The sequence below is a fragment of the Massilia frigida genome, assembly GCF_011682175.1.
GTDB lineage: Bacteria > Pseudomonadota > Gammaproteobacteria > Burkholderiales > Burkholderiaceae_D > Telluria_A > Telluria_A frigida.
The window spans coordinates 1-15,194 of sequence record NZ_WHJG01000001.1; the positions used below are offsets into that span (position 1 = coordinate 1).

Below are 15,194 nucleotides of genomic sequence, written 5' to 3' on the forward strand. Positions count from 1 at the left end.
TCATGGTGTGGGCGTTTTGATTAAGCGTTAGAAACTAAATCATGCCAGAAATGGGCGCCCACCCCCACCTTTTCGCTTGCGCTGCCAAGCAATTTTCATCCGTTCCGCTAGTTTTGCAAGAGGCTCGATTAACCCGCGACGCTATTTTTGATCTTATCGCCCTGTGCCGGCGTTATCAAATTCCAATGGCGCCGCTTTCGCAAATTGCGAAAAAAGAGCGGTTTGCATGGCTAAATGACGAGAAATGGTACTGGTACAAAAGCATGTTCCAAAAAACTACCGAAGCTGACAAACCGAGCAAACGTACACGATCTGCGGCTTAGGTTATGCGGGCGCGCAACATCCCCCTACATAGCCCATCCGGCGGCACAGCGGCTTTTCTAACATGGATAAAATATGGGTTCGTCTCAAAGTGTATTTGATGCGTGCGCCAACGTTGAATTAATTGGGGCGAGCCGGATAAGGTCTGATGCTGGAATCAAAAATCGACGTGTTGGTGTCGCACATTTTTTTGTTCGCGCCGAAGACGATCTCGAAGCAGTATCCGACATTACCGATAGGTGCGTGCAGAACGGGCTGGTCGTTGGTGAATACATTTACCCTCCTGAAAAAGAACTACCCAGGTTCGCAAGGGGAGGAAATTGGTTAATTCGTCCACCTATAACCCTGAATAACGAGCAGCCATGAACGAATTATTCACAGAAATTATGGTTTGGAAACGCATCGACGCCTGCTCGGCAGTTCGATATTCTTGCGTGAGCGATTTAGAAAGCGGCAAATTTGCGGTGCAAAGCGCGGACTTTTTCCGAGTGCCCCTGACGAGGAACTCAACAAATGACTTCATGGCGCAGTTTGCCGAGCTTTTCATCGAGACCTCGCCACGCGAGCGATGTATCTGGTTTGATTCCCTGGCCGACGCAATATTTCATCATGACGAGGTCTTTTCGTGACTGCTCTCGGCCAGTCGAGCGATGTCATGTGTGGACTTCACTTCCCGACCTGGGCTTCCAATGAATAATATCTCCAGGGCGTTGATCGCCATGTCGCTGATCTGGATGACGCACGCGTTTGCAACACCGATAGGCAAGAGCCCCACCGGCGACGTCGCGGAAGTTTCGTATGCAGGCTTTGACATTGAAATCATCACCGGCGTACCGGAACATCAAATCCGTGAGTACGGCTGTGCGTACACGATTTCTGAAAGGAATTTTTGAGCCTTTTATTACCGGACTTATCCTCAACATGCCAGTATGACAAACGGGACGTGCGGGCTGTGATTACCCTTGCCGATGGCCGAAAATACTTCGTCAACCGTCTCGGCCTGGTAAGAAATGGCAAGGCCATGTTGAAGCTCGACCCACGGTCTTTCGAGGAACGCTTGTCCTTGGTAAAGCCTGGAAAATGCAGATAGTCGCCGTCTCCCGTATGACGCACGCGAGTTGCTGCGTTTCATCAGCCAGAACGCGGCCGACTGTATCGATCCATAATGGATTGTTCCCGACATGGCGAAGCTGGCGGAAGATCTCATCGAGCGGCGATGCGACTGGCCCAAACGTAAAAAAGCCAGGCTGAGCCTGGCTTTTTTTACGTACCGCGCCGATTACTCAGCGGTTGGTGCGTCTTCAACTTCGGTGACTTCTGGACGGTCCATCAGTTCAACGTAGCACATTGGTGCATTGTCGCCAACGCGGAAACCCATTTTCAGGATACGCAGGTAGCCGCCATTGCGGTTTGCGTAACGTGGGCCGAGTTCGGCGAACAGCTTCAACACCATTTCGCGGTCGCGCAGGCGGGCGAATGCCAGACGCTTGTTTGCCAGCGTGTCGGTCTTGCCCATCGTCAGGATCGGCTCGACTACGCGGCGCAGTTCCTTGGCTTTTGGCACGGTGGTTTTGATGGCTTCATGACGCAGCAGGGAAACGGTCATGTTGCGCAGCATTGCCAGACGGTGGGACGAGGTACGATTCAGCTTGCGAAGGCCGTGACGGTGACGCATGGTAATTCCTTTCGAGTTGTTTAAATCCAGCTCTTCGATCGCCTTTCAGCGCGGGCCGGTTTGTATGGAGTGATGGATTAAAAAATTTGCCCCCCGCCTGCGCGGGGGCGACGCTATCGCGTCGATTACTTCTCGAGGCCGGCTGGTGGCCAGTTTTCGAGCTTCATGCCCAAGGTCAAGCCGCGCGAAGCCAGCACTTCCTTGATTTCGTTCAGGGACTTGCGGCCCAGGTTCGGCGTCTTGAGCAGTTCGTTTTCCGAACGCTGGATCAGGTCGCCGATGTAGTAAATGTTTTCTGCTTTCAGGCAGTTGGCCGAACGCACGGTCAGTTCCAGGTCGTCGACCGGACGCAGCAGGATCGGATCGACCAGCGGTGCGCGCGAAGGCGCTTCGGCAGCCGCTTCGGTGCCTTCCAGCGCCGCGAACACGTTCAGTTGATCGACCAGCACGCGCGCCGATTGACGGATCGCTTCTTCCGGCGTAATGACGCCGTTGGTTTCGATGTTGATCACCAGCTTGTCGAGGTCGGTACGCTGTTCGACGCGGGCCGATTCAACGAAGTACGACACGCGGCGCACCGGCGAGAACGAGGCGTCCAGGATGATGCGGCCGATCGTCTTGTTGGTGTCTTCCGACAGGCGGCGCACGTTACCAGGCACATAGCCGCGGCCTTTTTCGACCTTGATCTGCATGTCCAGCTTGCCGCCAGCGGTCAGGTGGGCAATCACGTGGTCTGGATTGATCAGTTCGACGTCATGCGGCAGGTCGATGTCCGAAGCCAGGATCGCGCCTTCGCCTTCCTTTTTCAGGGTCAGCGTGACGGAATCGCGGTTGTGCACTTTGAACACAACGCCCTTCAGGTTCAGCAACAGGTCGACCACGTCTTCTTGCACGCCGTCCAGCGACGAATACTCATGGACAACGCCGGCGATCGTCACTTCGGTTGGCGCGTAGCCGACCATCGACGACAGCAGTACGCGGCGCAACGCATTACCCAATGTATGGCCATAGCCACGCTCGAACGGCTCCATCACGACTTTGGCGTGACCGGCACCGAGGGCTTCTACATCGATAATACGTGGCTTCAACAGACTGTTTTGCATGAAATGTCCTTTTCAATACCCTCGGCTCATTACACCGATAAGGCTGATGGCATTAGTGAAAACGCCCACTCCAGGGAGCGGGCGGGGAATCGGGTCATTGCGCGGCCAACAAGCCGCGCAATCGAGCCGAGTATTAACGCGAATACAGTTCGACGATCAGCGATTCGTTGACGTCGTTAGCGATCTCGTTACGCTCTGGGAACGAACGGAAGGTGCCTTCCATTTTCTTCGAGTCAACCGAAACCCAGCTAGGCATACCGACTTGTTCAGCCAGCGACAGGGCTTCAACGATACGCACTTGCTTTTTCGACTTTTCGCGAACAGCGATGACGTCGCCGGTCTTGACAGCGTACGAAGCGATGTTCACAACGTTACCGTTGACAGTGAACGCTTTGTGGCTGACCAGCTGGCGCGCTTCGGCGCGGGTCGAGCCGAAGCCCATGCGGTAGCAAACGTTGTCGAGACGCGCTTCCAGCAAACGCAGCAGCGCTTCGCCGGTGTTGCCCTTGCGACGGTTTGCTTCAGCGAAGTAGCGGCGGAACTGACGCTCGAGGACGCCGTACATGCGCTTGACTTTTTGCTTTTCGCGCAGCTGGTTACCGTAGTCCGAGGTACGAGCACCGGATTTGACACCGTGCTGGCCTGGCTTGACGTCCAGTTTGCATTTCGAATCGAGCGAGCGACGTGCGCTCTTGAGGAACAGGTCCGTACCTTCACGGCGGGACAGTTTTGCTTTAGGTCCGATATAACGTGCCACAATGTTTCCTTTAGAATAATGACGCCCCGGCGGCATCCTGTGATGCTGGCCAGGCGCTAGTCCGTACACAACTGCGTCGGACGGTGGCTGACAATAAACCCGCGCAAAAAATCGCGACAGGCGACAACAGCCGGGCAGTATACCCTATTCGGGGACTGCGCCGGCGATCATCAACGACTAATTTACAACGAACGGCCGAAACTTGCGTTCCGGTCGCCAGCGGGCCGTATCAGATACGACGACGCTTTGGTGGACGGCAGCCGTTGTGCGGCACTGGCGTCACGTCCTGGATTTCGGTGATCTTGATACCCAGGTTGTTCAAAGCGCGAACAGCCGATTCACGACCAGGACCTGGGCCCTTGATACGTACTTCGAGGTTCTTCACGCCGCATTCGACAGCGACCTTGCCTGCTGCTTCAGCCGCAACCTGCGCTGCGAACGGGGTCGATTTACGCGAACCCTTGAAGCCAGCACCGCCGGACGTCGCCCACGACAGGGCATTGCCCTGGCGATCGGTGATCGTGATGATGGTGTTGTTGAACGATGCGTGGACATGTGCGATGCCTTCAGCGACGTTCTTTTTAACTTTTTTGCGAACGCGCGCTGCTGCGGCGCTGCTTTGTTGCTTAGCCATGGTGTTGTCCTATTATTTCTTAAGCGATTGTGCGGCCTTGCGCGGACCCTTGCGAGTACGGGCATTGGTGCGTGTACGCTGGCCGCGGCAAGGCAGACCCTTACGGTGACGCATACCGCGGTAGCAGCCCAGATCCATCAAGCGCTTGATGTTCATGGACAGTTCACGACGCAGATCGCCTTCGACTACGAAAGTGCCGACGGCATCACGCAGTTTTTCCAGTTCGCTGTCGTCCAGGTCCTTGACCTTTTTGTTGGTCGCAACACCCGTTTGTGCGCAGATCTTCTGTGCGCGCGGGCGGCCAACACCGTAGATAGCCGTGAGGCCGATTACGGTGTGCTGATGATTGGGGATATTAACCCCTGCAATACGTGCCATTCGTTATTCCTCAATAAATAACGTTAAATTAACCTTGACGCTGCTTGTGACGCGGTTCCACGCAGATTACGCGGACGACGCCTTTGCGCTTGATGATCTTGCAGTTGCGGCAGATCCGCTTGACTGATGCGAGAACTTTCATATTTGCACTCTCTTATGTTCGGATTGATTACTTAAATTTACTTGGTCCGGAACACAATGCGGGCCCGGCTCAAGTCGTACGGCGTCAACTCCACCGTGACTTTGTCGCCGGGCAGGATGCGGATGTAGTTCATCCGCATTTTACCCGAAATGTGTCCGAGCACCACGTGCCCGTTTTCCAGCTTTACTCGAAACGTTGCATTAGGGAGATTCTCAAGAATCTCGCCCTGCATTTGTATGACGTCGTCTTTTGCCATTCGGTCTGTACACTCCTGGTTCGCGGTAACCGCCGGTTAGCGCGTCGGAATTCCGCCCTTGAAATTTGCCTTGCGCAGCAGCGATTCATATTGCTGCGACATGACGTAGTTTTGTACTTGAGCCATGAAGTCCATGGTGACAACCACAATAATCAACAGGGAAGTACCGCCAAAATAGAATGGCACTTTCCAACGGGCTTGCATAAATTCCGGCAACAAGCACACTAAAGTGATGTACACCGCACCGGCCAGTGTCAAACGCATCAGAATCTTGTCGATGTAGCGCGCCGTCTGGTCGCCGGGACGAATCCCCGGCACGAAAGCACCGCTCTTCTTCAGGTTATCCGCTGTTTCCTTGCTGTTAAAGACCAGCGCCGTATAGAAGAAACAGAAAAATACGATTGCCACTGCATACAACAGCGCATGGATAGGCTCGCCTGGCCCCATCGATGCTGCCAAGTCTTTCAGGAAACCGATCACTGGGCTGCTGGAGTCTTTGCCCTTCGTGAACCAGTCCACGATGGTGGCGGGGAACAAGATGATCGACGATGCAAAGATCGGCGGGATCACGCCGGCCATGTTCAGCTTCAAAGGCAGATGGCTGGTTTGACCGCCAACGACTTTGTTGCCAACCTGGCGCTTCGCATAGTTGACCAGGATCTTGCGCTGGCCACGTTCAACAAAAACCACACCAAAAGTAACGAATCCGACCAGGATCACGATGAAAATCGCTGACAGGTTGCCAATAGCGCCACTGGACACGAGCGAGAACAGATTACTCAGCGCCGACGGCAGGCCAGCGGCAATGCCGGCAAAGATGATGATCGAAATACCGTTGCCCAGACCACGCTCGGTAATTTGCTCGCCGAGCCACATCAGGAACATCGTACCAGTGAGCAGCGATACCACCGCCACGAACCGGAAAGCCATGCCAGGCTCAATCACCAGATTCGGCTGCGATTCCAATGCCACGGCAATCGCCGTCGCCTGGAACAGTGCCAGCACCACCGTGAAGTAGCGCGTGTACTGCGTGATCTTGCGGCGCCCGGATTCGCCTTCTTTCTTCAATGCCTCGACGGCCGGAATTGCCAGGCCGGCGAGTTGCATGATGATCGAAGCCGAAATGTACGGCGTAATACCGAGTGCGAATACTGCCGCGCGCTCCAGCGCGCCACCCGAGAACATGTTGAACATGCCCAGGATGCCGTCTTGATTCTTGCTAAACGCCGATGCCAGTTCCTCTGGGTTGATCCCTGGAACAGGGACATGGGCACCCAGACGGTACACGACCAACGCGCCGAGCAAAAACCAGAGCCGACCCCAAGGGAAACCGGCCGCTGCACTTTTACCAAGTTGTGAATTAGTCGCCAATTTATGCTCCGATCAAGCTGTTAGCCTGCAACTTACGCTACCGTGCCGCCAGCTGCTTCGATGGCCGCTTTCGCGCCTGCCGTTACTTTCAAGCCTTTAAGGTTCACCGCTTTGGTGATCTCGCCGGACAGGATCACGCGCACATCGCGCGCCAGCACTTGCAGAACGCCTGCTTGCTTGAGCACCAGGATGTCGACATCGCCGACCGCCAGGTTGTTCAAGTCGGACAGACGCACTTCAGCCTTGAACGTTGCGTTGAGCGATTTGAAACCACGCTTAGGCAAACGGCGCTGCAGAGGCATCTGACCGCCTTCGAAGCCGACCTTGTGGAAACCGCCCGAACGCGACTTCTGACCTTTGTGGCCACGGCCAGCGGTTTTACCGATGCCCGAACCAATACCACGGCCTACGCGGCGCTTGTAATGCTTGGCGCCTTCAGCTGGTTGAATTGTATTCAATTCCATTGTTTTCTCCGTTCATAAGCCCGAAGGCTTACGAAACAACTTTAACGAGGTACGAAACTTTGTTGATCATGCCGCGCACCGAAGGGGTGTCTTCCAGCTCGGAAACCGAGTTGACGCGACGCAGACCCAGGCCGCGAACGGTGGCGCGATGCGATTCGCGCGTGCCGATCAGGCCCATGACCAACTGAACTTTGACTGTTTTGGTAGCTTGTGTCATTTTGTCCGCCTTAAGCCAGAATGTCTTCAACCGACTTGCCGCGTTTCGCAGCGATATCGGAAGCAGTACTCATTTTCGACAGACCGTCCAGGGTAGCGCGGACCAGGTTGTATGGGTTCGACGAGCCCGTGGATTTCGCCACGACATCGGTTACGCCCATGACTTCGAAGATAGCGCGCATTGCGCCACCAGCGATGACGCCGGTACCAGGCTTGGCAGGCATCATCATTACTTTCGATGCGCCGTGACGGCCGGTTACTGTGTGGTGCAAAGTACCGTTCTTCAGAGGAACCTTGATCAGGTTACGACGGGCTTCTTCCATTGCCTTCTGCACGCCCACTGGCACTTCTTTCGATTTGCCCTTGCCCATGCCGATACGGCCATCGCCGTCGCCCACAACGGTCAGTGCTGCAAAACCCATGATACGACCACCCTTGACCACTTTGGTCACGCGGTTGATCGCGATCATCTTTTCGCGCATGCCATCATCCGGCTTGTCGCTTTGCATTTTCGCTTGCATTTTTGCCATGACGATTCTTCCTTAGAACTTCAGACCGGCTTCACGCGCGGCTTCTGCCAACGCCTTCACACGGCCGTGGTAACGGAAACCGGAGCGGTCGAACGCAACTTCGGTAATCCCTGCTTTCAGTGCTTTCTCGGCGACGCGCTTGCCAATCAGTGCGGCAGCGGCGGCATTGCCACCCTTGCCGGACTTGCCTGCCAGCTCGGCGCGAACTTCGGCTTCGGCGGTGGACGCCGAGACCAGGATTTTCGCGTCCGGGCTGATCAGGTTGGCGTAAATGTGCTGGTTGGTACGATGTACCGACAGACGATTTACTTTCAGTTCCGCGATCTTGATGCGGGTCTGGCGTCCACGACGCAGACGTGATTCTTTCTTGTCCATGGTCAGCCCTATTATTTCTTCTTGGTTTCTTTAAGCTTAACCACTTCGTCCACATAGCGGACGCCCTTGCCTTTGTAAGGCTCAGGGGAGCGGTAAGCGCGCACTTCTGCAGCGACCTGACCAACCTGTTGACGATCGATACCCTTGATGATGATTTCGGTCGGGGTTGGGGTGGCGCAAGTCACGCCTGCTGGCATCGAGTGCACAACAGGGTGCGAGAAACCCAGCGACAGGTTCAGCTTGTCGCCGGCGGCTTGGGCTTTGTAGCCCACGCCGACCAGGGACAGCTTCTTCTCGAAGCCTTTGGTCACGCCGGTCACCATATTGTTGACCAGGGCACGCAAGGTGCCGGACATCGCGTTCGACTCACGGCTGTCGTCGACGACGTCGAAGCTCAGCGTGCCATCTTTGTTTTCTACTTTTACCAGGCCGTTCAGGGCCTGGGTCATGGTGCCCAACGGGCCCTTGACGGTGATCGCTGCTGCAGTGATCGCCACATCGGCGCCAGCTGGGACAGCGATCGGCATTTTAGCTACTCGGGACATTGTCGATACTCCTTAAGCCACGTAGCAAATAACTTCGCCGCCGACACCGGTGGCGCGTGCTTTGCGGTCCGTCATGACGCCTTGCGGGGTCGACACGATCGCCACACCCAGGCCATTCATCACGGTAGGGATGTCATCTTTGCCTTTGTAGACGCGCAGGCCCGGACGGGACACGCGCTCTAAACGCTCGATGACGGGACGGCCAACGTAATACTTCAAACCGATCTTCAGTTCCGCCTTGCCACCAGCTGCGGTGACGGCGAAATCTTCAATGTAACCCTCGTCCTTGAGGACGACAGCAATCGCTACTTTAACTTTCGACGATGGCATGGCCACGGTCGTTTTTTGGACACCTTGTGCGTTGCGAATGCGGGTCAGCATATCGGCGATAGGATCGCTCATACTCATTGCATATTCTCCTATTACCAGCTTGCTTTAGTCATACCCGGAATCTCACCACGCATGGCAAATTCACGGAGCTTGATACGGGCCAGACCGAATTTACGGAATGTGCCACGTGGACGGCCGGTCACGGCGCAGCGGTTACGCTGGCGGGTCGGGGCCGAGTTGCGCGGCAATGCCTGCAACTTCAGACGGGCTTCATAGCGCTCTTCTTCCGACTTAGACTGGTCGTCGATGATGGCTTTCAGAGCGGCACGCTTCGGGGCGAATTTCTCCACCAGGTCTGCACGCTTCTGTTCGCGGTTAATCAGTGCTAGTTTTGCCATGATCTCAGTTTCTGAACGGAAATTTAAAGGCGGCGAGCAGAGCTTTCGCTTCGTCGTCGGTCTTAGCGGTTGTCGTGATGCTGATATTCATACCGCGCAACGCGTCAATCTTGTCGTACTCGATTTCAGGGAAAATGATCTGTTCCTTGACACCGATGTTGTAGTTACCACGGCCATCGAACGAACGGCCATTGACGCCACGGAAGTCACGCACGCGCGGCAGGGCCACGGTGATGAAGCGATCCAGGAATTCGTACATACGGGCACCGCGCAGGGTGACCATGGTACCGATTGGATAGCCTTCACGGATTTTGAAACCCGCGATTGCCTTGCGCGACTTGGTGGTCACTGGCTTCTGGCCGGCGATCTTGGTCAGATCGGCGACAGCGTGCTCGAGAACCTTCTTGTCGGCGATCGCTTCACCAACACCCATGTTCAGGGTGATCTTGGTCAGGCGCGGCACTTCCATTGCCGATTTGTAGCCAAATTTGGCAACCAGGTCGGCAACGACCTTATCTTTATAAAATGCTTGGAGACGGGCCATGATGTCTTAAACCTTCACTACTTCGCCGGAGGACTTGAAAACGCGGACTTTCTTGCCGTCTACGTCTTTGAAGCCCACGCGGTCTGCCTTGCCAGTCGCTGCATTAAACAATGCAACGTTGGACACGTGAATCGGCATTGTCTTGTCGACGATACCACCAGTTACACCGGTCATTGGGTTCGGCTTGGTCGCTTTTTTAGCGATGTTGACGCCTTCAACCACGACATGTTCAGCATCGATACGTTGCTGAACAACACCGCGCTTGCCCTTGTCTTTCCCGGTCAGAACGATGACTTCGTCGTTTTTACGAATCTTATCCATTACGACTCCTTACAGGACTTCAGGTGCCAGGGACACGATCTTCATGAACTTTTCAGTGCGCAGTTCGCGCGTGACTGGTCCAAAAATCCGGGTACCGATCGGCTCGAGCTTGGCGTTGAGCAAAACAGCAGCATTGCCGTCGAACTTCACCAGGGAGCCGTCTTGGCGGCGCACACCTTTAGCGGTACGCACAACCACAGCGTTATAAATTTCACCTTTTTTGACACGGCCGCGTGGCGCAGCAACCTTGACGGTTACCTTGATCACGTCACCGATGCCAGCATAACGGCGCTTGGAACCGCCCAATACCTTGATGCACATGACTTCCTTGGCACCTGTATTGTCGGCTACTTCGAGCCGGCTTTCAGTTTGAATCATAGTATTCTCTTTCCCAACTTAAGCCGAAGAATCCCCACAATGTGGGCCTGCGGTCAGTCTTGGTCCCGCCAACCTCCCCTGCTGGGTCGATTGATTGGGTGATGGACTTTCCAAAAACTTTCGTTGCAGGCCGCGCCACCGGGGTGACTAATAATGCGGCGTTACATGAACGAAGCCCGCTAGTATCACACAATACTGGCGGGCCCGCAAGAACTTTTATCCGGAAGCTGGCTGCCGCACAAAAATGCGACACCCCCATCCGGCACTACTGGCCATACTGGAAGGACCACCCCGCTTGCGCCGGGCCACCCTTCCGTCTTTTAAGTCTTAGATGACTTGCGCTGCTTGCACAACGCGGGTCACGGTCCAAGCCTTGGTCTTCGAGATCGGACGACCTTCCTGGATCTCGACCGTATCGCCGGTCTTGACCGAGTTGGTCTCGTCATGCGCGTGATACTTGTTCGAACGCATGATGATCTTGCCGTACAAAGGGTGCTTGACGTGACGCTCGATCAGGACGGTAACAGTCTTGTCCATCTTGTCGGAAACCACTTTACCGACCAAGGTGCGCTTCAGGGCGACTTTAGTAGTTTCGGTCATTTGGCTTCCTTCGAGTTCATAACAGTCTTCACACGCGCGATGTCGCGGCGTACCTTCTTGAGTTGCGAAGTGTTGCTCAGCTGTTGCGTAGCGATTTGCATGCGCATGCCGAACTGTGCCTTCAACAAATCATTCAGCTCTTTCTGAAGAGCTGCCTGGTCTTTGCCGCGGAGTTCTGTTGCTTTCATATACGACTCCTTTTATTGGCCGACTTGGCGGATGACAAACGTCGTCGCCAGTGGCAGTTTGGCGGCGGCCAGACGGAACGCTTCCCGGGCCAGCGTCTCATCAACGCCGTCCATTTCGTACAGTACCTTGCCTGGCTGAATTTCAGCGACGTAGTACTCCGGGTTACCTTTACCGTTACCCATACGGACTTCAGCTGGCTTGTTCGAAATTGGCTTGTCCGGGAAAATACGGATCCAAATACGACCACCGCGCTTGATGTGACGGGTCATGGCACGACGAGCTGCTTCGATCTGACGTGCTGTGATACGGCCGCGGGCAACTGCCTTCAGACCGAATTCACCGAACGAGACAGCGGTGCCGCGTGTGTGCGAAATGCCGGTGTTACGGCCTTTCTGCTCTTTACGATACTTCCTGCGTGCTGGTTGCAGCATGATTATTCTCCTGCTTTCTCAGCTGGTGCAGCAGCAGCCGCTTCCGGCTTCTTCACTGCGACTGCAGGACGAGCACGGACGACTGGAGCGCCAGTTGGGGTTGAACCTGGACGGCCTGGAGCACCGGCTGGACGCGGACGGCCTGCTGGCTTGCCATCGTCACGGCGCGGACCGCGGCTCTTCTTCTCGTCAGCCGGGGTATCGATGACTGGTGCATCGCCATTTGGCGCGCGGTCACCCTTGTATACCCAGACCTTGACGCCGATGATGCCGTAGGTCGTTGCTGCTTCGCTGGTACCGTAGTCGATATCGGCGCGCAGGGTGTGCAGAGGCACGCGGCCTTCGCGATACCACTCTTTACGTGCGATTTCGATACCGTTCAAGCGGCCCGACGACATGATCTTGATGCCCAGGGCACCCAGACGCATGGCGTTTTGCATCGCGCGCTTCATGGCGCGGCGGAACATGATCCGCTTTTCCAGCTGCTGCGAAATCGAATCGGCGATCAGCTGCGAGTCGATTTCCGGCTTGCGGATTTCTTCGATGTTCACGTGCACAGGAACGCCCATGATCTTGGTCAGCGCCGACTTCAGTACTTCGATGTCTTCGCCTTTTTTACCAATGACCACGCCTGGACGCGAGCTGTAGATCGTGAAGCGCGCGTTCTTGGCAGGACGCTCGATCACGATGCGGCCAACCGAAGCGTTCTTCAGTTTCTTTTTCAGGAACGCACGTGCCTTGAGATCTTCGTTCAGCATTTGGGCAAAGTTACCATTGCCCGCGTACCAACGCGATGCCCAGTTACGGGTTACTGACAGGCGAAAGCCTGTTGGATGAATCTTCTGTCCCATCGTGACCCCTTAGTTGCCGACAGTCACGTAGATGTGACAGGATTGTTTTGAGATGCGATCACCCCGGCCTTTAGCGCGTGCAGTAAAGCGCTTCAGGATAGGACCCTTTTCAACGTAGATCTGGACGACCTTCAGCTCGTCGATGTCAGCGCCATCATTGTGCTCGGCGTTCGCGATCGCGGACTCCAGAACCTTCTTGATGATCGTTGCACCTTTTTTCGGGCTGAACTGCAAGATGTTGAGTGCTGCGTCAACCTTCTTGCCACGGATCAGATCGGCAACCAGACGACCTTTTTGGTCGGACAGGCGCACACCTTTGAGGATAGCTTTGGTTTCCATTATTTCTTCGCCTTCTTGTCAGCGGCATGGCCCTTGAACGTACGGGTCAGTGCGAATTCGCCGAGCTTGTGACCAACCATGTTCTCGGAGATGTATACCGGCACGTGCAGCTTGCCGTTATGCACTGCGATCGTCAGGCCGATGAAGTCTGGCGAGATCGTCGAACGGCGCGACCAGGTTTTGACTGGCTTCTTGTCTTTGTTCGCTTGCGCGGTTTCGACTTTTTTCACCAGGTGGGCGTCGATAAACGGCCCTTTTTTCAATGAACGTGTCATGTCTTATCCTTATTTCTTGCCGCGGCGCGAGACGATCATCGAAGTCGTACGCTTGTTACGGCGCGTCTTCTTACCCTTCGTCTGTTGGCCCCAAGGCGACACTGGATGACGACCAGCTGCGGTTTTACCTTCACCACCACCGTGCGGGTGATCGACCGGGTTCATGACCACACCGCGAACGGTAGGACGAACACCGCGCCAGCGCATCGCGCCAGCTTTACCGATCTTGCGCAGGCTGTGCTCGGCATTACCGACTTCGCCAACCGTTGCACGGCATTCGATGTGCACGCGGCGTACTTCACCCGAGCGCAGACGCACTTGAGCGTAGGTACCTTCGCGCGCCATCAGAACAACACCAGCGCCGGCGGTACGTGCCATCTGGGCACCTTTACCTGGCAGCATCTCGACGCAATGCATCACGGTGCCGACTGGGATGTTACGGATAGGCAGGCAGTTGCCCGACTTGATAGGCGCTTCCGAACCATTCATCACCGAATCGCCAACGGACATGCCCTTGGTTGCGATGATGTACTGGCGCTCACCGTCTGCATAGCACAGCAGGGCGATGTTCGCGGTACGGTTTGGATCGTATTCGATACGCTCGACCTTTGCCGGAATACCATCCTTCTGACGCTTGAAGTCGATCAGGCGATAGTGCTGCTTATGACCACCGCCGATGTGGCGGGTGGTGATGTGACCGTTGTTGTTACGGCCGGCAGTTTTCGATTTCTTTTCAACCAGGGCTGCGAACGGACGACCTTTGTACAGGTCCGGGTTCACAACCTTCACCATGCCGCGACGGCCTGGTGAGGTTGGTTTCATCTTTACGAGTGCCATTATTTAGCCTCCTCGGAGAAGTTGATTTCCTGGCCAGGCTTCAGGCACACGAAAGCACGCTTGGTATGGTTGCGACGGCCATTGAAACGGCCCGAGCGCTTTTGCTTACCTTCGCGATTGGCTGTCTGCACCGACAGCACTTCAACCTTGAACAACAGTTCAACGGCTGCCTTGATTTCAGGCTTGGTCGCATCCGGCAATACGCGGAACACGATCTGCTCGTTCTTTTCCGCGACCATGGTGGCCTTCTCGGAAATGACTGGCGCCTGGAGCACCTTCATCAGGCGCTCTTCGGAAAATTTGATTACGCCGCTCATGCGAACATCTCCTCGATCATGGCCAGTGCTGCTTTGGTGACCACGATTTTTTTGTAGAACACCAGCGACATCGGATCAGCGTGCTTCGGCTCGACAACCAGCACGTTCGGCAGGTTACGCGATGCCAGCAGCAGGTTTTCTTCGAGCTTGTCGGTGATGATCATGACCGATTCCAGGCCCATGCCCTGCAGCTTTTGCGACAGCAGCTTGGTCTTTGGCGCATCCAGATTGATGCCTTCGACCACGACCAGACGCTCTTCGCGTGCCAGTTGCGACAAGATCGAGCAGATACCTGCGCGGTACATCTTCTTGTTCACTTTGTGGGTGAAGTTTTCGTCAGGCGAGTTCGGGAAAATCCGACCGCCGCCGCGCCACAGTGGCGAGGACGACATACCAGCACGCGCGCGGCCGGTACCTTTTTGGCGCCATGGCTTCTTGGTCGTGTGGTGAACTTCTTCACGATCCTTCTGCTTGCGGTTACCGCTACGTGCGTTGGCAGCGTAAGCGACGACGATCTGGTGGATCAGGGCTTCGTTGTAGTCACGACCGAAAACGGTATCGGCTGCGGCGACGTTCGAACCTGCTTGACCTTGCTCATTCAGAAGCTTGAGTTCCAT

The 15,194-nt window shown here is 55.5% G+C and carries 31 protein-coding genes; 4 read left to right on the top strand and 27 right to left on the bottom strand.

The annotated features are described in order from the left end of the window. Positions 1–41 precede the first annotated feature (41 nt). From F2P44_RS00005 to F2P44_RS00020, 4 genes are all read left to right on the top strand, one after another. Positions 42–323, top strand: a complete 282-nt coding sequence (locus F2P44_RS00005; protein WP_167083917.1) for a hypothetical protein — start codon at positions 42–44, stop codon at positions 321–323. A 73-nt stretch (positions 324–396) separates the two neighbouring features. Continuing rightward, positions 397–687 carry a hypothetical protein gene (locus F2P44_RS00010; protein ID WP_167083919.1) on the top strand — a complete coding sequence of 97 codons (291 nt, stop codon included), beginning with the start codon at positions 397–399 and terminating at the stop codon, positions 685–687. After that, positions 684–950, top strand: a complete 267-nt coding sequence (locus F2P44_RS00015) for a hypothetical protein (protein WP_167083921.1) — start codon at positions 684–686, stop codon at positions 948–950. The genes F2P44_RS00010 and F2P44_RS00015 overlap by 4 nt, the downstream gene beginning before the upstream one ends. A 60-nt stretch (positions 951–1,010) precedes the next feature. Beyond that, complete coding sequence (locus F2P44_RS00020; RefSeq protein WP_167083923.1) at positions 1,011–1,214, top strand: hypothetical protein; 204 nt, start codon at positions 1,011–1,013, stop codon at positions 1,212–1,214. Between the two features lie 386 nt (positions 1,215–1,600). Here the strand turns inward: F2P44_RS00020 and rplQ are convergent, their stop codons facing one another. The 27 genes from rplQ to rplD all read right to left on the bottom strand — a co-directional run bounded on the left by rplQ (position 1,601) and on the right by rplD (position 15,194). Then, positions 1,601–1,996: a 50S ribosomal protein L17 gene (gene rplQ, locus F2P44_RS00025; protein ID WP_054265843.1), complete on the bottom strand. Its 396-nt coding sequence runs from the start codon at positions 1,994–1,996 to the stop codon at positions 1,601–1,603. 125 nt (positions 1,997–2,121) lie between these two features. Beyond that, positions 2,122–3,099: a DNA-directed RNA polymerase subunit alpha gene (locus F2P44_RS00030; protein WP_054265842.1), complete on the bottom strand. Its 978-nt coding sequence runs from the start codon at positions 3,097–3,099 to the stop codon at positions 2,122–2,124. 133 nt (positions 3,100–3,232) lie between these two features. Continuing rightward, on the bottom strand, positions 3,233–3,856 hold the full coding sequence (gene rpsD / locus F2P44_RS00035) for a 30S ribosomal protein S4 (RefSeq protein WP_054265841.1): 624 nt from the start codon (positions 3,854–3,856) through the stop codon (positions 3,233–3,235). A 229-nt stretch (positions 3,857–4,085) separates the two neighbouring features. Beyond that, positions 4,086–4,490, bottom strand: a complete 405-nt coding sequence (rpsK, locus tag F2P44_RS00040; RefSeq protein WP_008444339.1) for a 30S ribosomal protein S11 — start codon at positions 4,488–4,490, stop codon at positions 4,086–4,088. 12 nt (positions 4,491–4,502) lie between these two features. Further along, complete coding sequence (rpsM, locus tag F2P44_RS00045; RefSeq protein ID WP_054265840.1) at positions 4,503–4,868, bottom strand: 30S ribosomal protein S13; 366 nt, start codon at positions 4,866–4,868, stop codon at positions 4,503–4,505. 28 nt (positions 4,869–4,896) lie between these two features. After that, positions 4,897–5,010 (bottom strand): 50S ribosomal protein L36, encoded by a 114-nt coding sequence (gene rpmJ / locus F2P44_RS00050; RefSeq protein WP_010394471.1) that lies wholly within the window; start codon positions 5,008–5,010, stop codon positions 4,897–4,899. A gap of 37 nt (positions 5,011–5,047) precedes the next feature. Continuing rightward, the gene (gene infA / locus F2P44_RS00055) at positions 5,048–5,266 is read right to left on the bottom strand and encodes a translation initiation factor IF-1 (RefSeq protein WP_005663428.1); all 219 of its coding nucleotides are present in this window, start codon (positions 5,264–5,266) and stop codon (positions 5,048–5,050) included. Positions 5,267–5,302: 36 nt separating this feature from the next. Continuing rightward, positions 5,303–6,637 (bottom strand): preprotein translocase subunit SecY, encoded by a 1,335-nt coding sequence (gene secY / locus F2P44_RS00060; protein WP_167083925.1) that lies wholly within the window; start codon positions 6,635–6,637, stop codon positions 5,303–5,305. Between the two features lie 32 nt (positions 6,638–6,669). Further along, positions 6,670–7,101: a 50S ribosomal protein L15 gene (rplO, locus tag F2P44_RS00065; RefSeq protein WP_054265838.1), complete on the bottom strand. Its 432-nt coding sequence runs from the start codon at positions 7,099–7,101 to the stop codon at positions 6,670–6,672. Between the two features lie 28 nt (positions 7,102–7,129). After that, positions 7,130–7,318, bottom strand: a complete 189-nt coding sequence (gene rpmD, locus F2P44_RS00070) for a 50S ribosomal protein L30 (protein WP_054265837.1) — start codon at positions 7,316–7,318, stop codon at positions 7,130–7,132. A gap of 10 nt (positions 7,319–7,328) precedes the next feature. Next, on the bottom strand, positions 7,329–7,847 hold the full coding sequence (rpsE, locus tag F2P44_RS00075; protein WP_054265836.1) for a 30S ribosomal protein S5: 519 nt from the start codon (positions 7,845–7,847) through the stop codon (positions 7,329–7,331). Between the two features lie 12 nt (positions 7,848–7,859). Then, positions 7,860–8,222 carry a 50S ribosomal protein L18 gene (gene rplR / locus F2P44_RS00080; protein WP_054265835.1) on the bottom strand — a complete coding sequence of 121 codons (363 nt, stop codon included), beginning with the start codon at positions 8,220–8,222 and terminating at the stop codon, positions 7,860–7,862. An 11-nt stretch (positions 8,223–8,233) separates the two neighbouring features. Then, positions 8,234–8,767 carry a 50S ribosomal protein L6 gene (rplF, locus tag F2P44_RS00085; RefSeq protein WP_054265834.1) on the bottom strand — a complete coding sequence of 178 codons (534 nt, stop codon included), beginning with the start codon at positions 8,765–8,767 and terminating at the stop codon, positions 8,234–8,236. 12 nt (positions 8,768–8,779) lie between these two features. Continuing rightward, a complete protein-coding gene (rpsH, locus tag F2P44_RS00090; protein WP_054265833.1) occupies positions 8,780–9,175 on the bottom strand; it encodes a 30S ribosomal protein S8 in 396 nt (131 codons plus the stop codon). 14 nt (positions 9,176–9,189) lie between these two features. Continuing rightward, positions 9,190–9,495 (bottom strand): 30S ribosomal protein S14, encoded by a 306-nt coding sequence (gene rpsN, locus F2P44_RS00095; protein ID WP_054265832.1) that lies wholly within the window; start codon positions 9,493–9,495, stop codon positions 9,190–9,192. A gap of 4 nt (positions 9,496–9,499) precedes the next feature. Then, complete coding sequence (rplE, locus tag F2P44_RS00100; protein WP_054265831.1) at positions 9,500–10,039, bottom strand: 50S ribosomal protein L5; 540 nt, start codon at positions 10,037–10,039, stop codon at positions 9,500–9,502. A gap of 6 nt (positions 10,040–10,045) precedes the next feature. Then, positions 10,046–10,360 carry a 50S ribosomal protein L24 gene (rplX, locus tag F2P44_RS00105; RefSeq protein ID WP_106756344.1) on the bottom strand — a complete coding sequence of 105 codons (315 nt, stop codon included), beginning with the start codon at positions 10,358–10,360 and terminating at the stop codon, positions 10,046–10,048. A gap of 9 nt (positions 10,361–10,369) precedes the next feature. Beyond that, the gene (gene rplN, locus F2P44_RS00110; RefSeq protein ID WP_008444317.1) at positions 10,370–10,738 is read right to left on the bottom strand and encodes a 50S ribosomal protein L14; all 369 of its coding nucleotides are present in this window, start codon (positions 10,736–10,738) and stop codon (positions 10,370–10,372) included. Between the two features lie 327 nt (positions 10,739–11,065). Further along, positions 11,066–11,338 carry a 30S ribosomal protein S17 gene (gene rpsQ, locus F2P44_RS00115; protein WP_054265829.1) on the bottom strand — a complete coding sequence of 91 codons (273 nt, stop codon included), beginning with the start codon at positions 11,336–11,338 and terminating at the stop codon, positions 11,066–11,068. Next, complete coding sequence (gene rpmC, locus F2P44_RS00120) at positions 11,335–11,526, bottom strand: 50S ribosomal protein L29 (protein WP_054265828.1); 192 nt, start codon at positions 11,524–11,526, stop codon at positions 11,335–11,337. Before rpmC ends, rpsQ begins: the two co-directional genes overlap by 4 nt. A gap of 12 nt (positions 11,527–11,538) precedes the next feature. Next, on the bottom strand, positions 11,539–11,958 hold the full coding sequence (rplP, locus tag F2P44_RS00125) for a 50S ribosomal protein L16 (RefSeq protein ID WP_054265827.1): 420 nt from the start codon (positions 11,956–11,958) through the stop codon (positions 11,539–11,541). Between the two features lie 2 nt (positions 11,959–11,960). After that, a complete protein-coding gene (gene rpsC, locus F2P44_RS00130; protein ID WP_054265826.1) occupies positions 11,961–12,809 on the bottom strand; it encodes a 30S ribosomal protein S3 in 849 nt (282 codons plus the stop codon). A 9-nt stretch (positions 12,810–12,818) separates the two neighbouring features. Continuing rightward, positions 12,819–13,151 (bottom strand): 50S ribosomal protein L22, encoded by a 333-nt coding sequence (gene rplV, locus F2P44_RS00135; RefSeq protein WP_181002795.1) that lies wholly within the window; start codon positions 13,149–13,151, stop codon positions 12,819–12,821. After that, entirely contained in the window at positions 13,148–13,423 is a 276-nt protein-coding gene (gene rpsS, locus F2P44_RS00140; RefSeq protein ID WP_054265824.1) for a 30S ribosomal protein S19, read from the bottom strand. The genes rplV and rpsS overlap by 4 nt, the downstream gene beginning before the upstream one ends. A 9-nt stretch (positions 13,424–13,432) precedes the next feature. Then, positions 13,433–14,260 (bottom strand): 50S ribosomal protein L2, encoded by an 828-nt coding sequence (gene rplB / locus F2P44_RS00145; RefSeq protein ID WP_054265823.1) that lies wholly within the window; start codon positions 14,258–14,260, stop codon positions 13,433–13,435. Next, positions 14,260–14,577, bottom strand: coding sequence for a 50S ribosomal protein L23 (rplW, locus tag F2P44_RS00150; RefSeq protein ID WP_054265822.1), 318 nt, complete (start codon positions 14,575–14,577; stop codon positions 14,260–14,262). The genes rplB and rplW overlap by 1 nt, the downstream gene beginning before the upstream one ends. After that, on the bottom strand, positions 14,574–15,194 hold the full coding sequence (gene rplD / locus F2P44_RS00155; protein ID WP_126077555.1) for a 50S ribosomal protein L4: 621 nt from the start codon (positions 15,192–15,194) through the stop codon (positions 14,574–14,576). The genes rplW and rplD overlap by 4 nt, the downstream gene beginning before the upstream one ends.

Excerpts from the sequence above, each read along its gene's own strand:
- F2P44_RS00005 (WP_167083917.1), top strand. The coding sequence starts at position 42 with ATGCCAGAAATGGGCGCCCACCCCCACCTTTTCGCTTGCGCTGCCAAG.
- F2P44_RS00010 (WP_167083919.1), top strand. The coding sequence starts at position 397 with ATGGGTTCGTCTCAAAGTGTATTTGATGCGTGCGCCAACGTTGAATTA.
- F2P44_RS00015 (WP_167083921.1), top strand. The coding sequence starts at position 684 with ATGAACGAATTATTCACAGAAATTATGGTTTGGAAACGCATCGACGCC.
- F2P44_RS00020 (WP_167083923.1), top strand. The coding sequence starts at position 1,011 with ATGAATAATATCTCCAGGGCGTTGATCGCCATGTCGCTGATCTGGATG.
- rplQ (WP_054265843.1), bottom strand. The coding sequence starts at position 1,996 with ATGCGTCACCGTCACGGCCTTCGCAAGCTGAATCGTACCTCGTCCCAC.
- F2P44_RS00030 (WP_054265842.1), bottom strand. The coding sequence starts at position 3,099 with ATGCAAAACAGTCTGTTGAAGCCACGTATTATCGATGTAGAAGCCCTC.
- rpsK (WP_008444339.1), bottom strand. The coding sequence starts at position 4,490 with ATGGCTAAGCAACAAAGCAGCGCCGCAGCAGCGCGCGTTCGCAAAAAA.
- rpsM (WP_054265840.1), bottom strand. The coding sequence starts at position 4,868 with ATGGCACGTATTGCAGGGGTTAATATCCCCAATCATCAGCACACCGTA.
- rpmJ (WP_010394471.1), bottom strand. The coding sequence starts at position 5,010 with ATGAAAGTTCTCGCATCAGTCAAGCGGATCTGCCGCAACTGCAAGATC.
- infA (WP_005663428.1), bottom strand. The coding sequence starts at position 5,266 with ATGGCAAAAGACGACGTCATACAAATGCAGGGCGAGATTCTTGAGAAT.
- rplO (WP_054265838.1), bottom strand. The coding sequence starts at position 7,101 with ATGGAATTGAATACAATTCAACCAGCTGAAGGCGCCAAGCATTACAAG.
- rpmD (WP_054265837.1), bottom strand. The coding sequence starts at position 7,318 with ATGACACAAGCTACCAAAACAGTCAAAGTTCAGTTGGTCATGGGCCTG.
- rpsE (WP_054265836.1), bottom strand. The coding sequence starts at position 7,847 with ATGGCAAAAATGCAAGCGAAAATGCAAAGCGACAAGCCGGATGATGGC.
- rplR (WP_054265835.1), bottom strand. The coding sequence starts at position 8,222 with ATGGACAAGAAAGAATCACGTCTGCGTCGTGGACGCCAGACCCGCATC.
- rplF (WP_054265834.1), bottom strand. The coding sequence starts at position 8,767 with ATGTCCCGAGTAGCTAAAATGCCGATCGCTGTCCCAGCTGGCGCCGAT.
- rpsH (WP_054265833.1), bottom strand. The coding sequence starts at position 9,175 with ATGAGTATGAGCGATCCTATCGCCGATATGCTGACCCGCATTCGCAAC.
- rpsN (WP_054265832.1), bottom strand. The coding sequence starts at position 9,495 with ATGGCAAAACTAGCACTGATTAACCGCGAACAGAAGCGTGCAGACCTG.
- rplE (WP_054265831.1), bottom strand. The coding sequence starts at position 10,039 with ATGGCCCGTCTCCAAGCATTTTATAAAGATAAGGTCGTTGCCGACCTG.
- rplX (WP_106756344.1), bottom strand. The coding sequence starts at position 10,360 with ATGGATAAGATTCGTAAAAACGACGAAGTCATCGTTCTGACCGGGAAA.
- rplN (WP_008444317.1), bottom strand. The coding sequence starts at position 10,738 with ATGATTCAAACTGAAAGCCGGCTCGAAGTAGCCGACAATACAGGTGCC.
- rpsQ (WP_054265829.1), bottom strand. The coding sequence starts at position 11,338 with ATGACCGAAACTACTAAAGTCGCCCTGAAGCGCACCTTGGTCGGTAAA.
- rpmC (WP_054265828.1), bottom strand. The coding sequence starts at position 11,526 with ATGAAAGCAACAGAACTCCGCGGCAAAGACCAGGCAGCTCTTCAGAAA.
- rplP (WP_054265827.1), bottom strand. The coding sequence starts at position 11,958 with ATGCTGCAACCAGCACGCAGGAAGTATCGTAAAGAGCAGAAAGGCCGT.
- rpsC (WP_054265826.1), bottom strand. The coding sequence starts at position 12,809 with ATGGGACAGAAGATTCATCCAACAGGCTTTCGCCTGTCAGTAACCCGT.
- rpsS (WP_054265824.1), bottom strand. The coding sequence starts at position 13,423 with ATGACACGTTCATTGAAAAAAGGGCCGTTTATCGACGCCCACCTGGTG.
- rplB (WP_054265823.1), bottom strand. The coding sequence starts at position 14,260 with ATGGCACTCGTAAAGATGAAACCAACCTCACCAGGCCGTCGCGGCATG.
- rplW (WP_054265822.1), bottom strand. The coding sequence starts at position 14,577 with ATGAGCGGCGTAATCAAATTTTCCGAAGAGCGCCTGATGAAGGTGCTC.
- rplD (WP_126077555.1), bottom strand. The coding sequence starts at position 15,194 with ATGGAACTCAAGCTTCTGAATGAGCAAGGTCAAGCAGGTTCGAACGTC.